This window comes from Nocardiopsis valliformis DSM 45023 (assembly GCF_000340985.1).
In the GTDB taxonomy this organism is placed as follows: Bacteria; Actinomycetota; Actinomycetes; order Streptosporangiales; family Streptosporangiaceae; genus Nocardiopsis; species Nocardiopsis exhalans.
On the sequence record NZ_ANAZ01000008.1, the window covers coordinates 393,866 to 420,543 of the forward strand.

General features: G+C 72.6%; 11 protein-coding genes. 1 reads left to right on the forward strand and 10 read right to left on the reverse strand.

All coding sequences use genetic code 11. The annotated features are described in order from the left end of the window. Positions 1-109: 109 nt before the first annotated feature. The 10 genes from D457_RS0109980 to D457_RS0110025 all read right to left on the reverse strand — a co-directional run bounded on the left by D457_RS0109980 (position 110) and on the right by D457_RS0110025 (position 25,416). The gene (locus D457_RS0109980; RefSeq protein ID WP_017580521.1) at positions 110-316 is read right to left on the reverse strand and encodes an MbtH family protein; all 207 of its coding nucleotides are present in this window, start codon (positions 314-316) and stop codon (positions 110-112) included. Between the two features lie 64 nt (positions 317-380). Then, positions 381-4,472: a non-ribosomal peptide synthetase gene (locus D457_RS0109985; RefSeq protein ID WP_017580522.1), complete on the reverse strand. Its 4,092-nt coding sequence runs from the start codon at positions 4,470-4,472 to the stop codon at positions 381-383. 84 nt (positions 4,473-4,556) lie between these two features. Further along, positions 4,557-7,946, reverse strand: a complete 3,390-nt coding sequence (locus tag D457_RS0109990) for a non-ribosomal peptide synthetase (RefSeq protein WP_017580523.1) — start codon at positions 7,944-7,946, stop codon at positions 4,557-4,559. After that, entirely contained in the window at positions 7,943-19,150 is an 11,208-nt protein-coding gene (locus D457_RS0109995) for a non-ribosomal peptide synthetase (protein WP_017580524.1), read from the reverse strand. The genes D457_RS0109990 and D457_RS0109995 overlap by 4 nt, the downstream gene beginning before the upstream one ends. A 72-nt stretch (positions 19,151-19,222) precedes the next feature. Beyond that, complete coding sequence (locus D457_RS36980) at positions 19,223-19,501, reverse strand: phosphopantetheine-binding protein (RefSeq protein WP_017580525.1); 279 nt, start codon at positions 19,499-19,501, stop codon at positions 19,223-19,225. Positions 19,502-19,504: 3 nt separating this feature from the next. Further along, positions 19,505-20,821 carry a lysine N(6)-hydroxylase/L-ornithine N(5)-oxygenase family protein gene (locus D457_RS0110005; protein WP_017580526.1) on the reverse strand — a complete coding sequence of 439 codons (1,317 nt, stop codon included), beginning with the start codon at positions 20,819-20,821 and terminating at the stop codon, positions 19,505-19,507. 37 nt (positions 20,822-20,858) lie between these two features. Beyond that, positions 20,859-21,518, reverse strand: coding sequence for an isochorismatase family protein (locus D457_RS0110010; protein WP_017580527.1), 660 nt, complete (start codon positions 21,516-21,518; stop codon positions 20,859-20,861). Next, positions 21,518-23,236: a (2,3-dihydroxybenzoyl)adenylate synthase gene (locus D457_RS0110015; protein WP_017580528.1), complete on the reverse strand. Its 1,719-nt coding sequence runs from the start codon at positions 23,234-23,236 to the stop codon at positions 21,518-21,520. The genes D457_RS0110010 and D457_RS0110015 overlap by 1 nt, the downstream gene beginning before the upstream one ends. Positions 23,237-23,238: 2 nt before the next feature. Further along, positions 23,239-24,402, reverse strand: coding sequence for an isochorismate synthase (locus D457_RS0110020; RefSeq protein ID WP_017580529.1), 1,164 nt, complete (start codon positions 24,400-24,402; stop codon positions 23,239-23,241). 228 nt (positions 24,403-24,630) lie between these two features. Beyond that, positions 24,631-25,416 (reverse strand): 2,3-dihydro-2,3-dihydroxybenzoate dehydrogenase, encoded by a 786-nt coding sequence (locus tag D457_RS0110025; RefSeq protein ID WP_039831105.1) that lies wholly within the window; start codon positions 25,414-25,416, stop codon positions 24,631-24,633. A 508-nt stretch (positions 25,417-25,924) separates the two neighbouring features. Between D457_RS0110025 and D457_RS0110030 the strand changes: the two genes are divergently transcribed. Beyond that, positions 25,925-26,281, forward strand: coding sequence for a DUF3817 domain-containing protein (locus D457_RS0110030; RefSeq protein ID WP_017580531.1), 357 nt, complete (start codon positions 25,925-25,927; stop codon positions 26,279-26,281). The last annotated feature ends 397 nt before the right edge of the window (positions 26,282-26,678 follow it).

Here is a 26,678-nt window from a genome sequence, read left to right on the forward strand (position 1 = left end):
AAGATTTTTTTGCCATTTCGACAAATCCGCATCGAGCGCGGCCGTGCGCGCCCCTGGCCCGGCCCAGCAGCCTCGCCCTCCCCCACCGGCAGACCGGGGAACGCCTGGTTCAGACCGTGGCCTCGTGCAGACTGCGGGGGCGCAGGTCGCTCCAGTGCGTGTTGACGTAGTCCAGCGCCCCGTCCCGGGAGACGGGGCCGTGGACGAGGGTCCGGCCGGCGGGGACCCGGGCGAACCCGGGCCACAGTGCGTGCTGGTCCTCGTCGTTGACCAGGACGAGGAAGCTGCCTTCGATGTCGTCGAAGGGAGCAGCCATGGTGACTCCTCCATCGGGGGTCGGAGAACGGTCGTGACGGGCGGCGGGCTTTCCCGGCCCGGCCTCAGCCGCGATCCCCACGCAGGACGCGGTCGAGAACGGGGCCGATCACCGCCAGTGCGGCCGGGCCGGTCATGTCGTTGTGGTGGTGGTCAACGGGGGTGTCGAGCACCTGTCCGCGGACGTGCTCCTTCCACAGTTCGGCGGTGATGCCCGAGTTCGGATCGCGCTCGGCAGTGGCGGAGAAGAAGTGCAGGTCACCTTCGAAGGCCCGGTATCCGGTGCGGTACATGACCTCGTTGGTGTACATGCGCGCCCGGACCACGCGCTCGATGGTGGCGGTGTCGAAGTCGGCCCAGACCCCGTCGCTGTCCCGCATGAACTCGACGACCTCCTCGCGCTTGTAGGGCTTACTCAGCCAGGAGGGCAGCTCGCGCTGGGAGCTGGAGAGCAGGAAGTCCAGCGCCTCCTGTTCGGCCTCGGCGTCAGGCATGGCCCCGCCCGCCCGCAGGACGGGCTCGGAGTCGGTGGGGTAGGTGTCGAGCATGCCGAGGAAGGCCACCCGCTCCCCCTCGGACTGCAGGAGGGTGGCCAGGCAGTGCGCGATCTGTCCGCCGAAGGACCAGCCCAGCAGGTGGTAGGGGCCGTCGGGCTGGACGGTGCGCACCAGACGGGCGTAGCGCTCGACGAGCTCCTCCATGGTGGGGGGCAGTTCGTTCTCGCGCAGACCCGGGAACTGGATGCCGACGATGGGCCGCTCCTTGTCCAGGTGGGGCGAAAGGCCCGCGTAGGACCAGCTGAAACCGCTCGCCGGGTGGAAGCAGAACAGCGGCTTCCTGCGTCCCCCCGCACGCAGGCGCAGGACCGGGGCGAGCAGGTCCTCGCGGCGCGGGGAGTCCAGGTAGTCGCGCAGCCGGGCGACGGTGGGCGCGGCGATGAGGTCGCCCGCGCGCAGGCGCTGGCCGGTGCGCTTACGGATCCGGCCGACCAGGCGCATGGCCAGCAGGGAGTGGCCGCCCAGGTCGAAGAAGTCGTCGTCGATGGTGAGGGGAAGTGCCTGGTCGGAGCCTTCGGCCTGCGCTGTCAGGCCGAGCACGGCGGCGAAGTCGGCGCACAGGGCGCGGTCGGCGTCGTCGCGGGGTGGGCGGCCCGTGGTGCCCTGGTGGGCGGGGGCGGGCAGTGCGGAGGCGTCGAGTTTGCCGTTGACGGTGAGCGGGAGCCGGTCCAGGACGGCCAGGGCGGAGGGCACCATGGCGTCGGGAAGGTCGCGCTGGAGACCGCGTCGCAGGGAGTCGGTGTCGATGTCGGCGCCCGCGGCGGGGACCAGGTAGGCGACCAGGCGTTTGAGGCCGGGGGTGTCCTCGCGCACGACCACCGCGGCCTGGGCGACGTCCGGGTACTCCTCCAGGGCGGCCACCACCTCGCCGGGTTCGATGCGCACACCGCGGATCTTGACCTGGTCGTCGGCGCGGCCCAGGTAGTCGATGAGGCCGTTGCCGTCCCAGCGGACCAGGTCACCGGTCCGGTACATGCGGGACCCGGGCGGGCCGTAGGGGTCGGCGATGAACCTCTCGGCGGTCAGGTCGGCGCGGCCCGTGTAGCCGCGGGCCAGTCCGACGCCGCTCACGTACAACTCGCCCGGAACGCCGGGGGCGACCGGGCGCAGGGCCGAATCGAGCACGTGCACGTCGGTGTTGGCGATGGGCCGCCCCACCGTGGGGGTCGGGCTGTCACCGGTGCCGCCACCGAGGGTGTTGATCGTGTACTCGGTGGGTCCGTACAGGTTGTAGCCGAGCACGTTGTCGGCCTCGCGCAGGGTGTCCCAGACGGTGGCGCTGACCGCCTCGCCGCCGAGCAGGACCAGCGGCGGCCGGTGCGCGCCGGGGACAGGAGCGGACGCGGCTCCGGAGCCGCGGGCTGAGTCCTGGTCCGCTGTCTCCTGCCCCGGTGTTCCCAGGAGGCCGTCCTCGATGAGCTGTCCGCAGTAGGACGGGGTCACGTTGACGACGTCGATGTCCTGGGTCGCGCAGTAGGCGACTAGGGCGGCGGAGTCGCGGCGCAGTTCCTCGTCCATGAGGTGCACCTCGTGGCCGTCGATCAGCCACAGGAGTTCCTCCCAGGACATGTCGAAGGAGAACGACACGGTGTGCGCCACCCTCATCACCCGTCCGCCCTGGGCCCGGACCACCGGGTCGAAGATCTCCGTGCGGTGGTTGACCAGCATGTTCACCAGGCCGTGGTAGGGGATCTCCACGCCCTTGGGTCGACCGGTGGAACCCGAGGTGAAGATGACGTAGGCGAGGTGGTCAGGCCGGTGCGCGGCCGGGGTCCGGGGCCGGGAGAGGTCGGCCCCGGCGAGGGCGTCGAGGGTGTGCGGGTCGTCCAGGTAGAGGCGGTGTCCGCCGGTGCTCCGCCCGGTCGCGTCCTCCCCCGGCAGGTTCTGGGCCGCTCGGGTGGTGGTGACGGTGACCAGGGGGCCGGAGTCGGCGAGCATGTTCCCGAGCCGGGCCGCCGGGTGCTCCAGGTCCAGGGGAACGTAGGCGGCACCCAGTTTGAGGACCGCGAACAGGGTCACCACCCAGTCGGCGGAGCGGTGCAGGGCGATGGCAACCCGGACCTCGGGGCCCACACCGAGTCCGCCCAGCAGCCGGGCCAGGCGTTCGGCCCGCTCGTCGAGCTCGGCGAAGGTGAGGCTCTCGTCGCGGGTGACCAGGGCGGTGCGCGCGGGGTTGCGGCGGGCGGACTCCTCGAAGACCGCGGCGAGGGTGGTCTCGGGCAGTTCGCGCCGAACGCCCTCCCCCAGGGTGAGGGCGGCACTCGCGGTGCGCGCGGAGAGCGGGTTCAGGTCGGCCACGGGGGCGTCGGGCTGCGCGGCGATCTGTTCGAGCAGGCGCACCACCCGGTCGTAGAGGTCCTGTGCGACCTGTGCTGTGACCACGTCGGTGCGGTAGGCAAGGCTGAGGCGCAGCTCCTCGCCGGGCTGGGCGACGAAGGTCAGCGGGTAGTGGGTGGCGTCGTTACCGGTGACCGATTCCAGGCCGGTCCGCTCGCGCACGCTCTGGTAGCGCTCGTCGTCGCGGGGGATGTTGCGCTGCACGTAGAGCGAGTCGAAGAGCCGCTGTCCGCCGACCGCGCCCTGGATGTCGGCGAGGCTGACGTGGTGGTGCGCGAGCAGATCGGCCTGTTCGCCCTGGAGGCGGACGAGGAGCTCGCGGACGGTCTCGGCGGGGCGGACCCGCACCCGGACCGGCACGGTGTTGAAGAAGACGCCGACGATCGAGTCCACCCCGTCGATCTCGGGCGGGCGCCCGGCGACGGTGCTGCCGAAGACGATGTCGTCGCCGCCGGTGTGGGAACGCAGGACGAGCCCCCAGGCGGCGAGGAAGAGCGTGTTGGGGGTGACCCCGGCCTCTCGGGCCAGCGCGGTGAGGCGGCCAACCAGGTCGGGGGCGACGGTCCCGTCCACGGTGCGGGGCATGATCGTGGTGTCTCCGGCGTCGGCGGCCGAGACCAGGGTGCCCTGCTCCACACCGTCGAGGGCGGCGCGCCAGGCCTCGACGGAGCGCTGGTGGTCCTGCCGAGACAGCCACACCAGGTAGTCGCGGTAGGGGCGGGGCGCGGGCAGGCCGGTGTCGTCGCCGCCGCGCAGGTACAGGTCCATGAGCTCGGCGTTGTAGAGCTCGCCGGACCAGCCGTCCATGACGATGTGGTGGAAGGTCAGGATGAGGACGTCGCGCTCTTCGGGCAGGTGGACGAGAACGTGCCGGATGAGCGGCGGCCGGGCGAGGTCGAAGCGGCGTTCGCGCTGGCCGACGCGGATGTGTTCGAAGCGGCGCCGGGCCTCGGCGGGCGGCAGGTCGGTCAGATCCGTCTCGTGCCAGGCCGCCGGGACCTCGCGCGGGATGAACTGGACGGGGCGTTCGACGCCTTCGTGCATGAACCCGGCACGCAGGGCGGGGTGGCGGCGCAGGAGGGTCTGCGCGGCGGCGTGCAGGGCGGCGGCGTCGACCCGGCGGGTGAACTCGAAGACGTTCTGGACGGTGTAGACGTCCAGGTGCTGTTCGTCCTTGACGGAGTGGAACAGCAGCCCTTCCTGGAGGGTGGCGAGGGGGAGCACGTCCTGGATGTCGCCCGGGCCCTTGGCGCTGGCGTTCATGGGTGTCCTCTTCTTGTCGGTACTGGTGTGGAGGTCCGGGTGGGGCCGGGGCGGGGTGCACCCGCTCCGCGGGTTCCCCGGGATTCAGTCCTGGGTGTTCCAGAGCTGGTGGAGCTGGTCCATCTCGCCCGCGTCGAGCAGGTCCGTGAACTCCTCTCCCTCCGCCGGTGCGGGATCGGCGGATCCGGTCTGCGCCGCGGCGGGCGGGTGGGGGCCCGGCGGTGCCAAAGCGGGCTCGGTCTGGTCCGCGGCGTGTGCGGCGAGGCGCTCGGGGGTGCGGTGGGTGAACACGTCGCGCACGGTGAGATCCAGCCCTGCGGCGCGGGCGCGGCCGACCAGTCGGATGGAGGTGACGCTGTCCCCGCCCAGGGAGAAGAAGTCGGCGTCGGCCCGGACCTGGTCGCCGGGCAGTCCGAGGAGATCGGCGACGGCAGAGCACAGGGTGAGTTCCGCTTCGGTGGCCGGGGCCCGGCCGGACGCGGTGGCGGGTACGGGTGCGGGCAGGGCCTTGCGGTCGACCTTGCCGTTGACACTCAGGGGCAGGCGGTCCAGGACCGTGAGGGTGGCGGGGACCAGGGCCTGGGGCAGTGCCGAAGCCAGTCGGGCGCGCAGGTGGTCCGGGTCCGGGGTCCGGCCCGGCGCGGGGACGACGTATCCGGCCAGGGCGGTGGTAGCGCCTGCGGTGCGGACGGCGACGGCGGCGTCGGCGACACCGTCCAGGGCGCGCAGGACCGCTTCGGCCTCGCCGGGCTCGACCCGTACCCCGTTGATCTTGACCTGGTCGTCGGAGCGTCCGAGGTAGACGAGGGCGCCGTCGGCGCGGCGGCGGACGAGGTCGCCGGTGCGGTAGAGGCGCTCGCCGGGCTGACCGGTGGGGTCGGCGACGAATCGGGACGCGGTGAGGTCGGGGCGGCCGACGTAGCCGCGCGCGAGCTGGACCCCGCCGAGGTAGAGCTCGCCGACCGCTTCGGGCGGGACCGGACGCAGAGCGTGGTCCAGGACGTGCAGGGTGGTGTTTGGGACCGGGAGTCCGATGGGAACCGAGCCGCCCGGGTCGGGGACGGCCTCCGCGGCCGGTTGCCCCGGGGTTGCGGCCGGGTGGGAGGTGACGTCGATGGCCGCCTCGGTGGGACCGTAGAGGTTCTCCAGGGCGGTGGTGGGCAGAGCGGCGGTGAAGGCGCGGGCGAGGTCGCCGCTGAGCGCCTCCCCGCTGGCGATGACCAGACGGAGACCGGCCGGATGGCCCGCTGGAGCGGCCGCCGGGGGGAGTTCATCGAGGAACAGGCGGAGCACGGCCGGGACGAAGTGGCAGACCGTCACGTTCTGCGCGGTGAGGAACTCGACCAGGTAGGCGGGGTCCCGGTGACCGTCGGGGCGGGCCGGGACGACGGCCGCGCCGACCGCCAGCGGCCAGAGAAACTCCCACACCGAGACGTCGAAGCCGACCGGGGTCTTCTGTGCGACCCGGTCCTGAGGGGTGAGCCGGTAGGCGTGTTGGGTCCACTCGATGCGGTTGGCGATGGCGCGGTGGGAGATCCCCACGCCCTTGGGGCGGCCGGTGGAGCCGGAGGTGAACAGGGTGTAGGCGAGCTGTTCGGGGTGCGGCTGCGCCCACGGCAGGGGCGTGAGTTCGGTCAGGCGGGCCCGGGTGGCCGGGTCGTCGAGTTCGATCCGAACGATGTCGGCGGGCAGGTCGGCGAGGGCCTCCCGCTGTGCCGAGGTGGTGACCACGACAAGCGCCCCGGAGCGCTCGGCCATGTCGGCCAGCCGCGCGGGCGGGTGGTCCAGGTCGAGCGGCAGGTACACCCCGCCGCTGCGCACGGCCGCCACCAGCGCGGTGACCAGTTCCGTTCCGCGTGGTAGGGCCACTGCGACGGCGCTGTCGGGGCCGACTCCGTGTTCGCTGAGCAGGCGGGCGAGGCAGGCGGCGTCGCCGTGCAGCTGCCGGTAGGTGAGTTCGCGGTCCTCGGCGACGACGGCGGTCCGGTCCGGGTGGGCCCGTTCGGCGGCAGCGAGCTGCGCGGTGATGGTGCTGTGGGTGGTGGCGTGAGCGGTGGAGTTGTGGCGGAAGAGTTCCGCGCGCTGATCCGGGGTGAGCAGGTCGAGCTCGCGCGGGGTGCGCCGGGGGTCGGCGCAGACCTGGGTGAGCAGGTGCTCAAACAGGTCGAGCAGCTGGCGGGCGGCGGGCTCGGACACCGCTCCGGGCAGGTGGTCCAGGCGCAGCAGGGTGCTGCGGTCCGGGCCCTCGTCCGGCAGGACCGTGAGCGTGGCCGGGTAGTGGGTGGCGTCGCGGACCCGGATGTCCCCGGCGCGGACACCGGCGTGGTCGGCCCGGGCGGCGGCCTCGTCGAGCGGGTAGTTCTCGACGACCAGGAGGGTGTCGAAGAGGGTTCCGCGCCCAGCGGCGCGCTGCACCTCGGCCAGACCGGTCCACTGGTGGTCCAGGAGGTCCGCCTGGTCCATCCGTACCCGGGTGAGCAGGTCCGCGAGGGGCTCGGCGGGGTCGGGGGCGATCCGGACCGGGAGGGTGTTGGTGAACAGTCCGATGGCGTCCTGGGACCCGGGGAGCTCGGGCGGGCGCCCGGAGACGGGCTGGCCGAAGACGACGTCGTCCCGGCCGGTGCGCGCGGCGAGCGTCAGCGCCCAGGTGACCTGGAGGACGGTGTTGATGGTGACCCCGGTTTCGGCTGCGAGGGCGCGGAGCCGCTTGCTGGCAGCGGCCCCGAGAGCGGACTCGACACAGGCCGGGGCGTGTTCCGGGCCGCTGGCGGCGGGGGCGAGCAGGGTGGGTTCGGGGAGGGTTTCCAGGGCCGCGGCCCACGCCTTGCGCGCCGATGCGTGGTCGCGGCCGTTGAGCCAGGCCAGGTGGTCGCGGTAACGCGGGGCGGCGGGCAGGGCCGCGCCGTCGCCGTTCACCTCGTACAGGCGCAGGAGGTCCCGGACGAGGATGGGCAGCGACCAGCCGTCGAGCAGCACGTGGTGGGCGGTGACCACCAGGACGGTACGGCTGGGGCTGGTGGTGAGGGCGTGGAAGCGGATGAGCGGCGGCGCCGACAGGTCGAACCCCTTCACGAACTCCCGCTCGGCCACCCGCTCCTCGACCTGCTCTGGTTCCGCCTGGTGCGCGGGGCCGGTACCCAGGTCGGTGTGGGTCCAGTCGAGGTCGGTGTCGGCGGGCACGAACTGGACCGGTTGGTCGAGCTCCTCGTGCAGGAAGCCCGCGCGTAGGTTGGGGTGTCGGCCGAGCAGCGCGGCAGCGGCCCGGCGGAGGCGCCCCGGATCGACCCGGCCGAGGAGTTCCGCGCGCAGCTGGATGCCGTACACATCGCCTTCGCTCCCGGCGAGGGCGTGGTGGAACAGCAGCCCTTCCTGGAGCGGGCTGAGCGGCAGGACGTCGGCGATGGCTCCGGGGGCGGGCGTCGGGCAGGCACCGGAAGCGGGTGTTTCGGGTGCGGGGGTGGTGTGCTGGGTCATCGCCGCTTCCTCCACATCGATTCGAGCTGGTCGAGCTGGCCGGGGGCCAGGGAGATCAAGGGTTCCTCCGGGGCGGCGGGTTCGGTTTCTGGTGGGGAGGCGGGCTCGGCCACGGCGGCCAGGTCGGCGACCACGGGGTGGCGGAAGACCTGGCGGCCGGTGACGGTCCACCCGGCTTGGCGGGCTCCGCCGACCAGGCGCAGGGTGAGCACGCTGTCGCCGCCCAGGGCGAAGAAGTCCTCGTCGGCTCCCACCTCCTCCAGGCCGAGGACGTCCGCGTACACCGCGCACAGGGCGCGTTCGGCCTCGGTGGCCGGAGCCCGTCCGGCGGGGCGGTCGCCGGCGGTGGCCGCCGGGTCGGGCAGCGCCTTGCGGTCGACCTTGCCGTTGGCGGTGAGCGGCCAGGAGTCCAGCGGGACGAAGGCGGAGGGGATCATGTAGCCGGGCAGTTGTGCGGAGAGCGCGGCCCGTAGGTCGGCCGGTTCGGGTACGGCCTCCGTGGCGGTGAGATAGGCGACGAGGCGGTGGTGGCCGTCCGCTCCCTCCTGGGCGGTGACCACGGCTTGGGCGACGCCGTCGAGGCGGGCGAGTGCCGTCTCGATCTCGCCGAGTTCGATCCGGAAACCGCGCACCTTGACCTGGAAGTCGGCCCGGCCCAGGAAGTCCAGGGTGCCGGCTGTACGCCAGCGGGCCAGGTCGCCGGTGCGGTACATCCGAGATCCCGGCCGGTCCGGGGTCGCGTACGGGTCGGCGACGAAACGTTCCGCTGTGAGGTCGAACCGGTGGTGGTAGCCGAGCCCGACCCCCTCACCGGCGATGTACAGGTCGCCGGGGACCCCGGCCGGGACCGGCTGCAGGTCGGCGTCGAGCACGTACACCCGGGTGTTGGCCATGGGACGGCCGATGGAGACCGGCTCCTCCGTGCGCACCGGGGATGTGGTGGACCAGATGGTGGTTTCGGTGGGCCCGTAGACGTTGGTGACCTGCGGAGCGTGCACGGCAAGGTCGTCGGCCAGCGCCTGCGGCAGGGCCTCGCCGCCGACCAGCACGCGAAGACCGCGCAGGACCTCGGGCTTGGTCTCCAGGAGCATCCGCCACAGGGTGGGGGTGGCCTGCATGATCCCGATCCGGCCGCCTTCCAGCAGGTCGGCGAGGGCCACCCCGTCGCGGACGGTGTCCTTGTCGGCGAGGACCACCGTCGCGCCGGACAGCAGCGGAAGGTACAGCTCCAGGGCGGAGATGTCGAAGCTGACCGTGGTCACCGCCAGCCAGCGCTCACCCTGCGAAAACGGGAAGCGCTGACCCATGTCGGTGAGGAAGTTGGCCAGGTTGCGGTTGCTGATCACCACACCCTTGGGCTTCCCGGTCGACCCCGAGGTGTACAGGATGTACGCCACCGAGTCAGCGTGCGCGGGGACACCGTCCAGCCCTGGGGCAGCGGACCCTACCTCGGGCAGGGCCTCGGGGCGTGCTCCGTTCAGGTCCAGGGCCGGGGTGGTGACACCGGCGGGGGCCTCCACTCCCCCGCCGGTGAGAACAAGGACCGCACCGGAATCGGCGAGCATGTACGCCAACCGGTCGGCCGGGAACTCCGGGTCCAGCGGCAGGTACACGCCACCCACCCGCTGGACCGCCAGCAGCGACGCCAGCATGTCCACCGAACGCGGCATCGCCACTGCGACCGTCTGGCCGGGTTCGACGCCCCGGCACCGGAGGAGGACCGCGATCTCCACCACCCGCTCGAGAAGGGCGGCGTAGGTGTGGGTTCCCGAGCCGTCCTCGACCGCGATCGCCTCGGGGGTGCGCCCGGCCCAGTCGGCGAGGGCGTCGCAGGGACGGGCCGCGGTAATGGCGGTTTCGGTGCGGTTGAAGCCCTCGATCAGCTGGTCGCGTTCGCTGTCGCCGAGCACGTCGATCGCGCCGACGGCCTGCTCGGGTGCGGCTGCGACCCGGCTCAGCAGCCGCACGAGGCGGTCGGCGATCATCTGGGCCGTTGAGGCGTCGAACAGGTCCGCGGAGTGGTTGAGCGCCAGCCGGGTTCCCTGCTGCGGGTCCTCGATGTAGGCGAACTCCAGGTCGAACTTGGCGGTGTCCAGCGGGGTCTCGAGCAGGTGGGTGGTCGAGCCGAAGAGCTGGTCGGCGCCTTGCGGCCTGCGCTGGTAGGACACCATCGTCTGGAACAGCGGGTGGCGGCTGACCGAGCGCTCCGGACGCAGCGCCTCGACCACGGTGTCGAAGGGCGCGTCGGCGTTGGCGAAGCCCGCCAGGTCGACCTCGCGCACCCGGGCGAGGAGCTCGGCGAAGGTCGGCCGTCCGGACAGGTCCAGGCGCAGGACCAGGGTGTTGAGGAAGAACCCGACCGCGTCCTGGAGGCCCTCGTCGGCGCGGTCGGCGACCGGGCTGCCCAGGGGGATGTCCTCGCCCGCGCCGAGGCGGTGCAGGAGGGTGGCGACGGCAGCCTGGACCACCATGAAGACGGTGACGCCGTGGTCGGCGGCCAGGTCGCGCAGGGCCGCGTGGAGTTCGGGGTCGACGGGGGTCTGGGCAAGGCCGCCGGTGTGCGAGGGGACGGCGGGGCGGGGGCGGTCGGTGGGCAGGGCGAGTTCGTCGGGGATCCCATCCAGGCTGCGGCGCCAGTGGTCGAGCCGCTGGCTGAGCGGGCTTTGGGGGTCCTCTGCGGTGCCGAGCCAGTCCGCGCGGGAGGCGGCGTAGTCGGCGTACTGGAGCGGCAGCGGCGCCCAGCCGGGGGCGTGGCCCGCGGCACGGGCCCGGTAGGCGGTGTCCAGGTCGCTTAGGAGAGGCCCGAAGGACCACTCGTCGGCGACGATGTGGTGCAGGACGATCAGCAGGACACAACCGGAACCGGGGCCGGGACCGGGACCGGGACCGGGACCGGTGAGCAGGCGGACCCGCAGGGGCGGGCGTTCGGCGAGGTCGAAGGGCTGGGCGGTGATGCGGGCGAGCGCGGTGTCCACAGGCTCGCTGATGTGCTCCGCCGCCACGTCGACCAGAGCCGAGGGGTCGCCGGGGTCGGCGTCCAACAAGTGCGGGACGGGGGTGCCGGGCCGGTCGGGGTCGACGCGGATGACGGTGCGCAGTACTTCGTGGCGTCCGACCAGGTCGGCGACGGCGGCGCTCAGGGTGTCAGGGTCCAGAGAATCGGCGACACGCACCGCGAGGGGCACGTTGTAGGCGCCGCCGGACTCGTGGAGCCGGTCGACGAGCCACAGTCGGTGCTGGGCGTGGGACAGCCGGCGTGGCCGATCCGTGGCGCGCGGGGTGATGCTGGGCCGGGTAGAGGTGGTGTGCTCGGTGCGTCGGGCGAGGGCGGCCGCGGTGGGGGCTTCGAACAGGTCGCGCACGCCCACGTCCGCGCCGAGAAGGGTACGGACCCGGGCCACCACACGGGTGGCGAGCAGGGAGTGCCCGCCCAGGGCGAAGAAGTCCTCGTCCGGTCCGATCTCCTGCCTGCCCAGGACGTCGGCGAGGATTACGCAGAGAATCTCCTCCCGGGCGGTGGCGGGCGCCCTGCCCTGCTGGACGGGGGCACCGGGGTCGGGGAGGGCCTTGCGGTCGACCTTGCCGTTGGCGGTGAGCGGGAGGGCGTCCATGAGGACGAAAGCCGAGGGGAGCATGTACTCGGGCAGCTGGGCCGCCGCATGGGCCCGAAGGTCGGTAGCCGTCAGGTCCGGGGCGATGGGGACCACGTGCGCGGCGAGCCAGGCGTTGCCGGACTCGTCCTCACGGGCGGTGACCACAGCCTGGGCTGTGCCCGGGGCGGACAGCAGGGCGGTCTCGATCTCGCCGAGCTCGATCCGGAAACCCCGCACCTTGACCTGGAAGTCGGCCCGGCCCAGGAAGTCCAGGGTGGCGTCTGTACGCCAGCGGGCCAGGTCGCCGGTGCGGTACATCCGAGATCCCGGCGGGCCGAAGGGGTCGGCGACGAAACGTTCCGCGGTGAGGTCGAACCGCTGGTGGTAGCCGAGCCCGACCCCCTCACCGGCGATGTACAGGTCGCCGGGCACACCCACGGGGGCGGGCCGCAGGGCGGTGTCCAGTACGTACACCCGGGTGTTGGCCACGGGGCGGCCGATGGTGACGGGACCGGTGGTGTCCAGGGGGATGGTGGTGGACCAGATGGTGGTCTCGGTGGGCCCGTAGACGTTGTGTGCGCCCCGGGAGTGTTCGGCGAGCAGGGCGGCCAGGGGCGGTTGCACGGCTTCCCCGCCCACCAGGACGCGGAGCGGAGCGAGGGCGGCCGGATCGTGTTCGGTGAGGGAGCGCCACAGCGACGGGGTGGCCTGCATGATCGTGGCACCGGAAGCGGCGGCCAGTTCGCCGAGCAGGCGGGGGTCGCGGACGGTGTCCTTGTCCGCGAGGACCACCGTGGCCCCGGAGAGCAGCGGCAGGTACAGCTCCAGAGCGGAGATGTCGAAGCTGACCGTGGTCACCGCCAGCCAGCGCTCACCCTGCGAAAGCGGGAAGCGCTGACCCATGTCGGTGAGGAAGTTGGCCAGGTTGCGGTGGCTGATCACCACACCCTTGGGCTTCCCGGTCGACCCCGAGGTGTACAGGATGTAGGCCACCGAGTCAGCGCCGACCGGTTTCACCGCCGTGGCCGCGCTGCCTGAACCCTGCTCGGTGGCCGGGGCCGCCGCGGCGCCCTCAGAGCGCTCGGGGCCCTCGGGGCCCAGGGCAGACAGGTCCAGCACAGGGGTGGTGACACCGGCGGGGGCCTCCACTCCCCCGCCGGTGAGAACAAGGACCGCACCGGAATCGGCGAGCATGTACGCCAACCGGTCGGCCGGGAACTCCGGGTCCAGCGGCAGGGACACGCCACCCACCCGCTGGACCGCCAGCAGCGACGCCAGCATGTCCACCGAACGCGGCACCGCCACGCCCACGACCTGGCCGGGGTGCACCCGGTTCGCGCGCAGGAGAGCCGCGATCTCCTCCACCCACACGTCGAGTTCGGCGTAGGTGTGCTCGCCCTCGGTGTCGACCACGGCCGTGGTGTCGGGGGCCCAGGCGGCCCAGTCGGCGAGGGCATCGCAGGGGCGGGCCGCGGTGATGGCGGTCGCGGTGCGGTTGAAGCCCTCGATCAGTTGGTCGCGTTCGGTCGGGGTGGTGGTGGCGATCTCGGCGACCGAGCGCTCGGGTTGGTCGGCGATCTGGTTGATGACCGCGCGCAGGCGGTCGAGGAGCGCCTCGGCCTGGTCGGCTCCGACGGCGTCGGGGCGGTGGCACAGGCGCAGGCCCAGGCTCTGGCCGGGGAAGACGTTCAGGGAGACCGGATAGTGGGTGGCGTCCTCGACCTGGACGTCGGTGAGGCGGACCCCGGCGTGGTCGTGGTCGGCCAGGGCGTCGCGTGCCGGGAAGTTCTCGAACACCAGGAGGGTGTCGAAGAGCGGTGCGTACCCGGACAGTTCCTGGGTGCGGGTCAGGCCGGTGTGGTGGTGCTCGGAGAGGGCGGCCTGGCGGCGCTGGAGGTCGGTGAGCAGTTCGGCGAGCGGGGTGCCGGGGGCGGTGCGCACGCGAACCGGCACGGTGTTGATGAACAGGCCCAGGGTGGACTCCACGCCGGGCAGGTCGGCGGGGCGGCCGGAGACGGTGGCGCCGAAGACGACGTCGGTGCGTCCGGTGGCCGTGCCCAGGACCAGGGCCCAGGCCACCTGGACGAGGGTGTTGGCGGTGACGCCGAGGGCCCGGGCGGTGGCCGCCGCCCGGTCGGTCTCCTCCGGGGTGAGGGCGGCGGTGATGATCTGCTGTTCGCGGCCGCCGTGAGCGGGTGCTTCGGGGGCGAGCAGGGTGGGACCGCTCAGGTCGGCGAGTTCGGTGGACCAGGCGTGGTCGGCGGCGCCGGTGTCGCGGTCGGCCAGCCAGGCGAGGTAGTCGCGAAAGTGCGTGCTGGGCGCGGGGGTGTCCGGCCGCGCGTAGCGGTCGAAGAGCTCGCGCAGGAACAGGGGTGTGGACCAGCCGTCCAGGAGGGTGTGGTGGTCGGTGGTGACCAGAACGTGCCGGGCGGGGTTCAGCCGCACCAGGGTGAAGCGCAGCAGCGGCGGGTGGGCGAGGTCGAAGGGGGTGGCGAGCTCCTCGGCGCGCAGCTGTTCGAGAGCGGCGTGCGGGTCGGGGTGCTCGGACAGGTCGACGCTGCGCCAGCGGGGTTCGAGGGCGGCCGGGACGAACTGGATCAGGTCCTCGCCCTCGGTGTGGAAACCCGCGCGCAGGCTGGGGTGGTGCTCCAGCAGGAGCGCGGCGGCACGGCGCAGGCGCTCGGGGTCGAGGGTGCCGTCGACCCGCACGGCTGACTGGGCGGTGTAGGCGTCGTGGCCGGAACTGTAGAGGCTGTGGAAGACCAGGCCCGACTGGAGCGGGGTGGCGGGCCAGAGTTCGGCCACGCGGGCCGCGGGGTCACCGGAAGTCTCCGCCCAGGCGCGCTCGACCTGCTCGATCCGGGAGGGTTCGAGTTCGAGGAGGGGCAGGTCGGAGGGGGTGAGGGTGTGCGGGCCGGGGTCGGCGGCGGCTGCGGCCAGGGCGCGCAGGGCGGCGGTGAGGTCATCGGCCAGAGTGCGGACGCCGTGGTGGTCGTGGACGCCGGGCGCCCAGCGCAGGGTCAGGTGCAGGCGGGGGCCGCCGGGGCCCTCGTGGGCGATGGCGCCGATCTCCAGGCCGTGGGTGAGGGGTTGTTCGGGGTCCTCGCCGAGCATGACCCGGGTGGTGACGGGGGCCGACTCCCAGGGTTGGGCGGCGGGGGCGCCGAAGCGGCCGAGGTAGTTGAAGAGGACGTCGGGGCGGGCGCGGCCGGTGAGCCGGGGCACGGTCTCGGGGTTGAGGTGGCGCAGGAGGCCGTAGCCGAGGCCGTGCCCGGGGGTGGCGCGCAGGGTCTCCTTGACCCGCTTGAGGGTGCGGACGGGGTCGGCGCCGGGGGTGAGCGCAACCGGGTGGGAGGTGGTCAGCCAGCCGACCGTGCGGGCCAGGTCCGCGGGGGCGGGGGCGGGGGCGGGGGCGCTGGCGGGGGCGTTCGAGGGCATGGCGGGATGGGCGGAAGCGGAGCTTCCCCCGAGTTCAGGGTCTCCTGGGCGGGAGGGATCCGGCAAGGCGGGGGGGTTCGGGCTGTGGACAACCGCGGGGGCCTGCCCGGTGACGGGGCTGGTGGTAACGAGGAGGTCGCGGCGGCCGTGGCCTTCGAGTTCGACCAGGAGGCGCTGGTCGGTGGCGAGGGTGAGGGCGGCCAGGAGGACTTCCTCGGCTCCGACGCGGTAGGTGGCGCCGATGCCGGTGAGGATCTGGTGGGTGAGCTCGGGGTCGAGTTCGAGTTCGAGGCTGTGGCGGGTGGCGACCACGTCGTGGTCGGGGTCCAGGTCGCGGGCGCCCAGGCGGTGGTGGCGGGCGGGGTCGGTCTGCTCGGTCCAGTGGTCGAGTTCGGCGAGGCGGCCGGGGTGGCGGGCCTCCTGCTGGAGCAGGGAGGTCCAGCGGCGCAAGGATGTGCCCGCGCCGGGCAGCTGGACGGCGCGGCCCGCGCTCAGGGCGGCGACGGCGTCGGCGAGGTCGGGGCCGATGACTCGCCAGGACACGCCGTCCACGGCCAGGTGGTGGACCTGGATCAGGAGTTGTCCCATGCGGTCGGGGCCGCTGTCGAACCACACGGCGGTGAGCGGGCGGCCCTCGGTGAGGTCGATGCGGGTGTGGACGCGGGCCGCCTCCCGCTGGACCAGGTCGGTCAGGGCGTCTTCGGTCAGCCCGGCGGCGTCCACCCGGGTGAGAGGGTCGAAGCCGCGCAGTTCCCTGGCGGGCAGAACGTCCATCCGGCCCTCGCGCAGGCGCAGGCGCAGGGCTCCGTGGTGGGCGACGACGGCGCGCAGGGCGGCGGTGAGGACGTCCCGGGTGATCCCGGCCGGGGTCCACAGCACCTGGGACTGGGTGAAGCGGGGGCGGGGTCCGCCCTCGGCGAGGAGTTCGGCGGTGACGGCGGTGGGCTCGACCTCGCCGACCGGGTTGTCGGGCACACGCGGGGCATTGACGGCGGTGCCCGCGCGGCTGGCGAGTCCGGCGGCGGTGGGCGCCTCGAACACATCGCGCACGGCCAGGGCCAGTCCGGCGGAACGGGCGCGGTTGACCGCCTGGATGGCGAGGATGCTGTCGCCGCCGAGGCGGAAGAAGTCGTCGTGCAGGCCGAGGTCGGTACCGAGGACCTCGCGCAGGATGCCGAGGAGGGCGTGCTCGGCGGGGGTCCCGGGCTCGGTCACACTGGCGCCGGAAGGCAGGGCGGCGGGTTCGGGCAGGGCGCGGGTGTCGACCTTGCCGCTGGAGTTGAGCGGCAGCCGGTCCAGGGTCACCACGCGGGTGGGCACCATGTAGTCGGGCAGTCGCGCGCAGAGGTGATCGCGCACCTCCTCCTCGGTGAGTTCCGCGGCTTGCCCGGCCGACTCCACGGAGCCTTCCGCGTCGGACGGCTCCTTCGCTCCCGCGACCACGTAGGCGACGAGTTGGGCGGCTCCGGCCGGGGTGCGGCGGACCACGGTGACGCACTGACCCACCCGGGGGTGGGTACGGGCCACCGCGTCGACCTCGCCGGGCTCGACCCGGTAGCCGCGGACCTGGACCTGGCCGTCGGCGCGGCCCAGGTAGGCGACGTTGCCGTCCTCGCGGAGCAGGGCACGGTCGCCGGTGCGGTACATGCGGGTGCCGGGCGGGCCGTAGGGGTCGGCCACGAAGCGTTCGGCGGTCAGGTCGGGGCGGCCCGCGTACCCGCGGGCGAGCTGGTCGCCGGACAGGTACAGGTCGCCGGGCACGCCGGCCGGGACCGGGCGCAGGGCGGCGTCCAGGATGTGGGCGCGCACACCCGCGACGGGGCGGCCGATGGCACTCTCATCGCTGTCGCGCACATCGCAGACCAGGGCGTCCACGGTGTTCTCGGTGGGCCCGTAGAAGTTGAGGGCGCGGGTGCCGGGCAGGGCGCGCAGCCGGTCCCACAGGCGCTGGGGGCAGGCCTCGCCGCCGAAGGTGATCAAGGCGGGCGGGTGGTGGAGCTCGCCGGAGTCGAGCAGCCCCTGGAGGTAGGTGGGAGTGAAGTCCAGGTGGTCGAGGCGCTGCTCGGCCACGTGCGCGGCCAGGCGGGCGTGGTCGAAGAGCAGGTCGGAGTCGAGCAGGTGGAGTTCGTGGCCGTGGACCAGGCCCAGGAGGGTGTCCCAGGAGGCGTCGAAGGTGAACGAGCCGGTGTGACCGATCCTCGCCCGCTCAGGCAGGTACTGGCCAAGGTGGGCGCGCTGGGTGGCGGCCAGGGCGGCCAGAGAGCGGTGTTCGATCACCACACCCTTGGGCTTTCCGGTGGAGCCGGAGGTGTAGATGAGGTAGGCGGCCGAGCGGGGGTCGGGGGCGGGGAGCGCGCCGCCGCTCTGCTGGGCCAGGGCGGCGCGGACCTCGTCGGTGTCGAGTTCCAGCAGGCGGGCCTCGGCGGTCTCGGGGAGGCGGTGCGAGGTGGTGGAGTCGGCCAGGACGAGGGTGGGTCGGGCGTCAGCAAGGACGTGCCCGATCCGGTCGGCGGGGTGTTCGGAGTCCAGGGGGACGTAGGCGGCGCCCGCGCGCAGGACCGCGAAGAGGGCGACGACCAGTTCGACGGAGCGGGGCAGGGCGAGGGCGACCACGTCGCCGGGGCCGACGGTGGCATCGCGCAGCAGGTGGGCGAGGCGGTCGACCCGGTCGGCGAACTCGGCCCTGGTCAGGTGGGTGTCACCGTGCACGAGCGCGGTGGCGTCGGGCTCCGCGGTGGCAGCCCGGGAAAGGAGTTCGGGGACGGTGAGCGGGTCCTGGGCCACCGCGGGGGTGACCAGCGGGGCGCCGGTCGAGTCGGTGGTGTCCAGGGCGGCCACCGTGGTCGATGCGCCGGCGCCGGCGAAGCCGGTGAGGAAGTGCGCGAAGCCGTCCAGGCGGGCGCGGGCGCCACGCCGGTCGTAGCGGGCGTCGTTGGCGTTGGCTTCCAGGAGCAGGCCGCCGGTGGCGGGCCGGTAGACGGACACGGCGATGTCGTCGACCGGACCCTCGGAGAGGTTGGTGGTGGTGGAGGGGACCCCGTCGAAGGTGAAGGTGTAGTCGAAGAGCTTGACGTTGATCTCGGGTCCGTAGAGCCCGAACCGGTCACCGACGGCGGAGAGGTCGCGGCGCAGCTGTTCGGAACGGTAGCGCTGGTGGGTGCGCAGGTCGCGCTGGGCAGCGGCGGTGTGCGCGATCACCTCGGACACGGTCTGGGCCGAGGTGATGCGCAGGCGCAGCGGCAGCACGTTGACGACCATCGCGGGGGTGCGCAGGCCAACGGAGCCGACCCGGCCCATGGACGGAGATCCGAGGAGGAGATCGTCGGCTCCGGTGAGGCGGTGGGTGTAGGCGGCGAAGGCACCGACCAGGGCGTCGGCCCAGGTCGCGCCGGTGGTCTTGGCCCCGGTGGCTGTGGCCAGGGCGTCCAGGCCTTCGGCGGCCTCGGGGCCCACCGTGGTGCGGACCCGTAGGAAGGAGGCGTGCGGTGCGGGTGGGGCCGAGGAGAGCAGCGCGGGTTCGGGACGGTCGGCGAGCAGCTCGTTCCAGTAGGCACGGTCCTGGGCGCAACGGTCGGAGGCGGCGTAGGCCTCCTGGTCGGCGACCAGGTCGGTGAGGGCGCCGAACTTGCTGGCCGGGATCTCCTCGCCCCGGCCCAGGCGGGTGTACACGTCGGCGACGCGGCGGGCCATCATCGTGATGGCGTAGGCGTCCACCGCGATGTGGTGGAAGCGCTGGAACCAGAACCAGCGCTGTGGCCCCACCCGCAGCAGCGCGTACCGGTACAGCGGTTCGCGGGTGGGGTCCACCGGGCGTTCGCGGTCAGCGCGCATCCAGGCCAGGGCACGCTCGACCGCGCCCTCCTCGCCGTCTCCCCCGTCGACCTCACCGTCGCCGGTGCCGGTGAGGTCGATGACCTCCAGTTCCCGAGGAACCCCGTCCCCCACGAACTGCCCGATCCGGTCCCCGTCTGTCACCACGCGGGTGCGCAGGGCGTCGCTCTCGGCGACCACCGTGCGCACCGCCGCCGCGAAGCGGTCGGTGTCCAGGTCAGCCGGGATGTCGGTGTACTGGCCGACGTTGAACACCGGGCTGTCCGGTGCCGTCTGTTGGGCGTACCAGACGCCTGCCTGGGCGCCGGTCAGGCCCAAACGGGTGTCGTGGATGTCAGCCATGGGATCGGGCTCCTCGGAGAAGTACGCGGGTCGAAGCGGGGCGGAGGTGGGGAGGACGCAGGGGAGGGCGGATCAGCGGTTGAGGAGGGTGACCCAGGCCTGGATAGTGGGCTCTTCGGCGAGGTCGGCGAACTCGACCTCGGCCCCGGCAGCCCGCCACCGCTCCATGAGGCTCATCATCCGGACCGAGTCCATGCCCCGGTCGAAGAGGTTCTCGGCGGAATCGATGTCCTCGGTCGGTTCGGCGAGGATGTGCGCGGCCTCGGCGAGCACGCGCTCCACCGTGAACTCCGTACCGGTCGTACCGGTCGTGCCGGCGGTGCCGGTCGTGCTGTCGGTCTCCTGGGTCACGGGTCAGGCCCTCTCTTCGGCGGGGGCTCCGGCGCGGGTGGCGACGGAGTCGATGATCTCCGCGACGCGGGTCGCGATGTTGGACAGCAGGGAGGCCGACACCCCGTGGCTGTGCTCGGTACCGCCCTGCAGGTACAAACCGCAGGTCAGGGTGTCGTCGGTGACCACCCGGTAGTCGCGTTCCACGACCGGGCGCCCCTCGGGGGTGGTGACCACCCGGTCGGCCAGGTCGCCCAGCAGCGGACGGGCGTCGGCCGGGTGATAGCCGGTCGCGAACACCACGTAGTTGGCGGGGACCGGGGTCTGCTTACCGGTGACCAGGTCCTCCACGACCACCGCCACACCCTCGGCGCTCTCGCTGAGCCCGGCCACCCGCGAGGTGTTGTGCAGGTGCAGGCGCTGGTCACCGTGGACCTTCTCGGCGTAGTGGCGCCGGTAGAGCTCACCGATCAGATCCGGGTCCACCACCGAGTAGTTGGTGTTGCGGTGGTAGCCGGTGAGCTGGTCCTTGACCTCCTGCGGTGCCGTGTGGAAGGCGTCCACGGCCTCGGGGTCGAAGATGCGGTTGGCGAAGGGGCTGTCGTCGGAAGGGCTGTAGCCGTACCGGGAGAGCACCGCGTGGACCTGGGCGCGCGGGAAGCGCTGGTGCAGGTGGTCTGCGACCTCGGCCGCGCTCTGCCCGGCGCCCACGACCACGAAGGAGCGCGGGTCGGCCTTGGGCGCGAGCTCGCCCAGGCGGGTGAGCAGGTACTCGTTGTGCCACACCCGGGCGGACTGCTCCACGCCTTCGGGCATGCGCGGGCGCAGGCCCGGGCCGAAGACCACGTTGCGGGCGCGCAGCACGGCCTGCTCCCCCGCGCCGTTCTCGGCGACCACGTCCAGGTGGGTGACACGCTCCCCCGAGTACACGGGCCGGACCTCGACGACCTCGTGGCCGTAGCGCACCTGGTCGGCGACGCGTTCGGCGCACCAGGACAGGTAGTCGTGGAACTCCTGGCGCAGCGGGAACAGGGTCTTGTGGTTGATGAAGTCGTGCAGCCGCCCCACGTGGTGCAGGAACGACAGGAAGCTGAAGTCGCTGGCCGGGTTACGGGTGGTGACCAGGTCCTTGAGGAAGGACACCTGCATGGTGGCGTCGTCGATCAGCATGCCCCGGTGCCAGCCGAAGGTTTCCTGCTTCTCCAGGAAGACGGCGGACAGCGGCGGGTGCTGGCCCTGGTCGCGGCGTTCGGCCAAAGCGATGGCCAGCCCCAGGTTGGAGGGGCCGAAACCCACCCCGACCAGGTCATGGACGACGGGCGGGTGGTCAGTGGAGGCCACAGTTGTTCCTTCTCGCTGGTGGTCGTTCACGGTCACGTCAGACCCCGGTGCGGGCGGGGAGCTCCCGTAGGGCGGTCAGGGCCTGGTCGGCGGTGATCACGGAGGCGCAGCGTCCAGCGGCGTAGACCAGGGCGGAGCGGTGGTGCTCGGCGCTGAAGTCCGCGACGGCGTCGGCGACCAAGAACGGCTGGATGTCGCGCATGAACGCGTCGGCGGCGGTGAGCTGGCAGCCGACGTGCGCGTACACACCGGTGACGATGATCTGGTCGCGGCCCTGGGCGGCCATGCGTTCGGCCAGGTCGGTCTGGGCGAAGGCGCTGTAGCGCCATTTGGTGAGCAGCACGTCCTCGTCCTCGGGGGCGAGGGCGTCGGTGATGTCGGTGTGCTCGGAGACCGCCTTCATGCCGCCGCCCCAGAAGTCGCGTTCCAGGCCGCGCTGCTGCGGGGTCATGTCGCCCGGCTTGGCCGTGTACACGACCGGGACCCCGGCGGCGTGGCAGGCGGCGCGCAGGGCGGCGATGTTGGCGATCACGTCCGCCACCGGCTGAGTGCCCTCGGTGTAGGGGCTCAGGAAGTAGCGCTGCATGTCGTGCACGAGCAGCACCGCCCGGCCGGCGTCCGCGGTCCAGTGCGCCCGGTTCTCGGGCAGCTCCTCGGCGGTGGGCAGCAGGTAGGGGTCGATGGTGGGCAGTGCCATCACTGGTCTCCGGATGGGTCGGTGGAGCCGCGCAGGTCGCGCTTGGAGGTCTTGCCGACGGCGGTGGCCGGGAAGGAGTCCACGAAGCTGACACGGTCGGGGATCTTGTAGGCGGCGAGTCCGCGCTCGCGCAGGAAAGCGAGGAGTTCGCCGCGGGTGGGCGCCTGGCCGCGTGCGATGACGTAGGCGTGGGTGCGCTCACCCAGGTAGGCGTCCGGGACGGCGACGACGGAGGCGTCGTGTACGGCCGGGTGGGCGAGGATATGGTTCTCGACCTCTTCGGCGCCGATCTTCTCCCCGCCGCGGTTGATCTGGTCCTTGGCCCGACCGGAGACCACGAGGTTGCCGCCGGGGTGGCGGCGCACGATGTCGCCGGTGCGGTAGAAGCCGTCGGCGGTGAAGGCGGTGGCGTTGTGTTCGGGTGCCCTGTAGTAGCCGCGGATCGTGTAGGGCCCGCGGGTCAGCAGGTGGCCGGGTTCGCCTTCGGGGACCGGGCGGTCCTGGTCGTCGACGATGAGGATCTCGTCGTGGTCACTGATCGGGCGGCCCTGGGTGGCGGTGACCACCTCGTCGGGGTCGCCGTCGCGGGTGTAGTTGACCAACCCCTCGGCCATGCCGAAGACCTGCTGGAGGGTGCAGCCCAGGACCGGGGTGACCCGGCGGGCCGCCTCCTCGGGGAAGGTCGCGCCGCCGACCTGGAGCATGCGCAGGGACGACAGGTCACGCCGGCCTTGCGAACCGTGCTCGACGGCGTCCAGCCAGAGCATGGCCACCGGCGGGACCACGGCGGTGACGGTGACGCGCTCGCTCTCGACCAGCGCCAGGGCGGTGGCCGGGCTGGGGTCCGGGGCCAGGACGACCGTGCCGCCCGCGTGCAGCACGCCGAGGAACCCGGGCGAACTCATCGGGAAGTTGTGGGTGACCGGCAGGACGCCCAGGTAGACGGTGTCGGTGTCCAGTCCGCAGATGTCGGCGCTGGCCCGCACCGAGTACAGGTAGTCGTCGTGGGTCCTGGGGATGAGTTTGGGCAGGCCGGTGGTGCCGCCGGAGAGCTGGAAGAACGCCACGGCACCGGAGTCGGGGGCGGCGAGGACGGCCGGGTCCGGTTCGGCGCGCAGCTCAGCCAGGGCGGTCAGGCCATCGGAGGGCTCTCCGGGGTCTCCGGCCACGACCACGTGTTGGAGGCCGGAGACCTGGGCGCGCACCTCGGCGGCCATCGGGCGGCAGTCGAACCCGGCGTGGACGTCGGAGGTGACCAGGGCGACCGCCTCGGCGGTGGCGGCCAGGTGCAGGAGCTCGCTGCGACGGTGGGCGGGCAGCGAGTAGACCGGCAGGGCGCCCAGCCGGAACAACGCGAAGACCACCTCGAACAGCGCCACGGTGTTGGGCAGGTGCACCACGACCCGGTCGCCCTCGGCCACCCCCAGCCGGGCCAGGCCGGTGGCCAGGGAGTCGGCCCGCCGGTCGAGTTCGGCGTAGGTCCAGCGGGTGGCGCCGTCCACGACGGCGGTGTTCCCGGCGAAGCGGGCGGCGCGCTCGCGCAGGAAATCGGGGAAGGTCTCGCCGGTCCAGTAACCGGCCTCGCGGTAGGCGTCCGCGAAGTCCTTGGGCCAGGGGGCCCAGTCGCCCTCGGAGATCGTCCGGGGGTTCGTGCCGGGACCGGTGCCCGGGGCGGAGTTCGGGTCGGCATTCGCGCCGCTGCGGAGGTTGGAGGTCATGGTCAGACCGCCCCGTCCACGCCGAGGGCGAGCAGGAGGGTGCGCAGCTTGGCCGAGGTCTCGGCGAGTTCGGAGTCGGGGTCGGACTCGGGCATGACCCCGCCGCCCGCGTACAGCTCCAGGGTGCGTCCGGCGACGTCGGCGCAGCGGATGGTGACCACCCACTCACCGTCCCCGGCGGCGTCGGTATAGCCGACGGCCCCCGTGTAGAAGCCGCGGTCGAAGGGTTCGAGGCCGCCGATGGTGTCGAAGGCGCGCCCGGTGGGGGTGCCGCACACGGCGGGGGTGGGGTGCAGGTCAGCGGCGAGCCGGTGGACCGGCACGTCGGGGTCGGTGAGTTCGCCGGTCACCCGGGTGGACAGATGCCACATGGTGGCGGTCTTGATCAGCTCGGGCTCGGCGGGCACGGAGAGGCTGCGGCAGTGCGGGCGCAGCGCCTCGGCGACCGCCTCCACCACCACGGAGTGTTCGTGGCGGTCCTTGGCGGAGGTGAGCAGGCCGACGGCGCGGCGCTGGTCCTTGGTGGGGTCGGCGCTGCGCGGCGCGGACCCGGCCAGGGGGTTGGAGAGCACGTGGCGGCCGCGCTTGGCGATGAGGAGTTCGGGGCTGGCGCCGAGCAGCGAGCGGGTGCCGGAGCCGCGCTGGGGCAGGTCGGCGGCGAAGACGAAGGCGGTGGGGTCACGCCAGAGCAGGTTGGCCAGGACGGTGGCCACGTCCACGTCCTGGTCGCTCTGCACCTTGAGGCAGCGGGCGAGGACGACCTTGCGCAGCTCGGTGTCCTCGGCCATGAGCTTGACCGCGCGTTCGACGGCGGCGACGTGCGCGTCGGGTGCGGGGACGGGGGTGAGCGTCCACTGTCCGCCGAGCGGGCTCCACTTGTGCTCGCTCCTGGCGGCCCTGGCCGGAGAGGGTGACCAGCGCACGGTCTCGGGGACGACCAAGTGGGCGGGTCGGGCGGTGTCGAAGGGGACGGCACCCATGGCGAGCGCTCCGTCGCCCGCCTCGGCGAGGGCTGCGGGGATGGCGTCGAACCGGTCCAGGGTGGTCAGGGCCCCCGTCCCGTGGAGGGCTCGCGTGGCGGTGGAGAAGAACGAGTCCCCTGGCCGGTACTCCGCCAGGAGTTCGCCCGCCGTGGCCGCGGGGGCGGCGGTGCGCTGTTCGGGCATGGGTGTGGCCTTTCTGTGTCAGGCACGTGGGAGGGCGGCCGGAGTGGGGCCGCCGGGCAGGGGGCGGCTGCGGTGGTGGAGGCTGGGTGTGGGGTCGCGGAGCGGGTGCGGGACGCGGCCGGGTCGAGGAAGCAGGGCGGAGGGAACCGGCCGGAGGGGGCAGGGGTGGAACGGGGCCCAGGCGGAACCGGGAACCGGGCTGGACGGGGCGGGGTCGGGGTCGGGGGGTCAGTGCAGGGTGGCGCCACCGTCCACGTACAGCTCGTGCATAGTGATGTGGCGGGCGGCGTCGGAGGCGAGGAAGCGCACGGCCGCGGCCACGTCCTCGGGCTGACCGAGTCGGCCCAGGGGGATGCCGACCTTGAAGTGCTCGGGGTCGCCCGCGACCAGGGCCTGGGGGTCGTCGGTCATGGTGCGGAGCATCGGGGTGTCGGTGGAGCCGGGCGAGACGACGTTGCAGCGAACGCCCAGGGGTGCCAGTTCGAGGCCGAGGGACTTGGTGAGGGCGACCGCGGCGGCTTTGGAGGCGGCGTAGGCGGCCATGCCGGATCTGGGCACACCCGCGGCGTTGGAGGCGATGGTGACCAGCGTGCCGTGGCCGCGGGGGCCCATGCGGCGGGCGGCCGCACGGCCGACGGCGAAGACTCCGGTGGCGTTGACCGCGATCATCCGGTGCCAGTCCTGGTCGGCGCAGTCGGCGACGGGCCCGGTGGTGAGGGCACCGGCGGCGCTGACGACGACGGCGACCGGCCCGAGGAGCGTCTCGACCTCGTCGAAGAGCGTCTCGACCGCGGTGGTGTCGGTGACGTCCGCGGTGAAGGCGCGGGCTTTGTGTCCGTTGTCCTCCAGAGCGCGGACGGTCTCGGCGAGCCCGTCGGGGTCGATGTCGACGGCGGCGATCAGGGCCCCGTGCTCGGCGAGGTCGGTGACGACCGCGCGACCGACACCGCTCGCCGCTCCGGTGACCACGGCGACGGCACCGTCGATCCCGTTCAACCGCTTCTCCCCCCTCATCTGTGGTTCCCCCTAGCCGTACTGAGCTGCGGAAAGTAAGGCAAAGCTTGCCTTAATTAGGCAATCCTTACCTAAGAAGTCCGCGGCAAGTCTCCGGCGGGTTACGGCGGGATGTCAACCGGAGCCAGAGGGAGACCTGGGTCACATGGACTGAAATCGAAGCCGGTCACACCTCACTCGCGGCCAGTCGAACACCACATAGAGCGACGGCATTTGTCCAGTTCAGCACCGATTCATGAGAACGGAAGCACCAGTCTCACCACCACCGGAAACCACACCGACACCCACGAAGAACAGACTCGAAACCTGTTCGGAGTGAGGCGGTTGTCACCTTCACGTACACCCGGGCCGGGCATACGCGGTATCCGGCACCGACGGGAGTCGCACCCCGCCGAGCCAGTCGGGACCCGAAGTCAGCACGCCGGAAAGTGCATCTAGCCTGGATGCGGCCCGCGGAACGACCCCCGGGACCCCTCCCCGACCGCGATGACGAGCCCGAGGAACCGCGTTGAGCATCACGACCCTGACCGCCCGAACCTTCCGAGTGGTGGCCGTCTTCGAGGCCTTCACCTGGGCCGGACTCCTTGTCGGCATGTACTTCAAGTACCTCGGCAACGGCAGTGAGCTAGGCGTGCAGATCTTCGGCCCGCTGCACGGCGGAGCCTTCATCGTGTACGTACTGGTGGCCTTGGCCGCCGCCTACCAGCTGCGCTGGGGCGTGTGGCCGACCCTGGTGGCGCTGGCCGCGTCCATCCCTCCCCTGGGCACCCTGCCCGCTGACTGGTGGCTGCACCGGACCGGCCGCCTGACCCCACCTCGGGAACCCGGGAGCACGAGTGTCGAGCAGGCCGAAAAGGTCTCCTGAGAAGGCCTCCGAAAAACTTTGGTGAAACCAGATGCAGAACGGGCCCCGGTTGTTGCCGGGGCCCGTTCTGCATTCGGTGGGAAAATGCGCCGAAATCTCGTCCAGCGACGCCCGGGAGACCATCCTCGGGCACCCGGCAGAACGAATCAAGACCCAGGACGAGGGGTTCTGCCGTACACTGCTCCGGCAATCCCGCACCTTCGATGGCTAGGCCCGAACCCCCGAACCCGCCAGCTCCAGCGGCTCCGGAAGTTCCAGCAGTGGAGCCAGCCCGAAAAGCGCACAATAAGGGATGCCCCAAAACCCGAACCCAGCATACGCCCATTACCCCCAGACCCCCTTCATCCCCGTGATCTTGCTACCAGAAGCGAAATCGGCGCCTTGGGGTCAAGTGGTT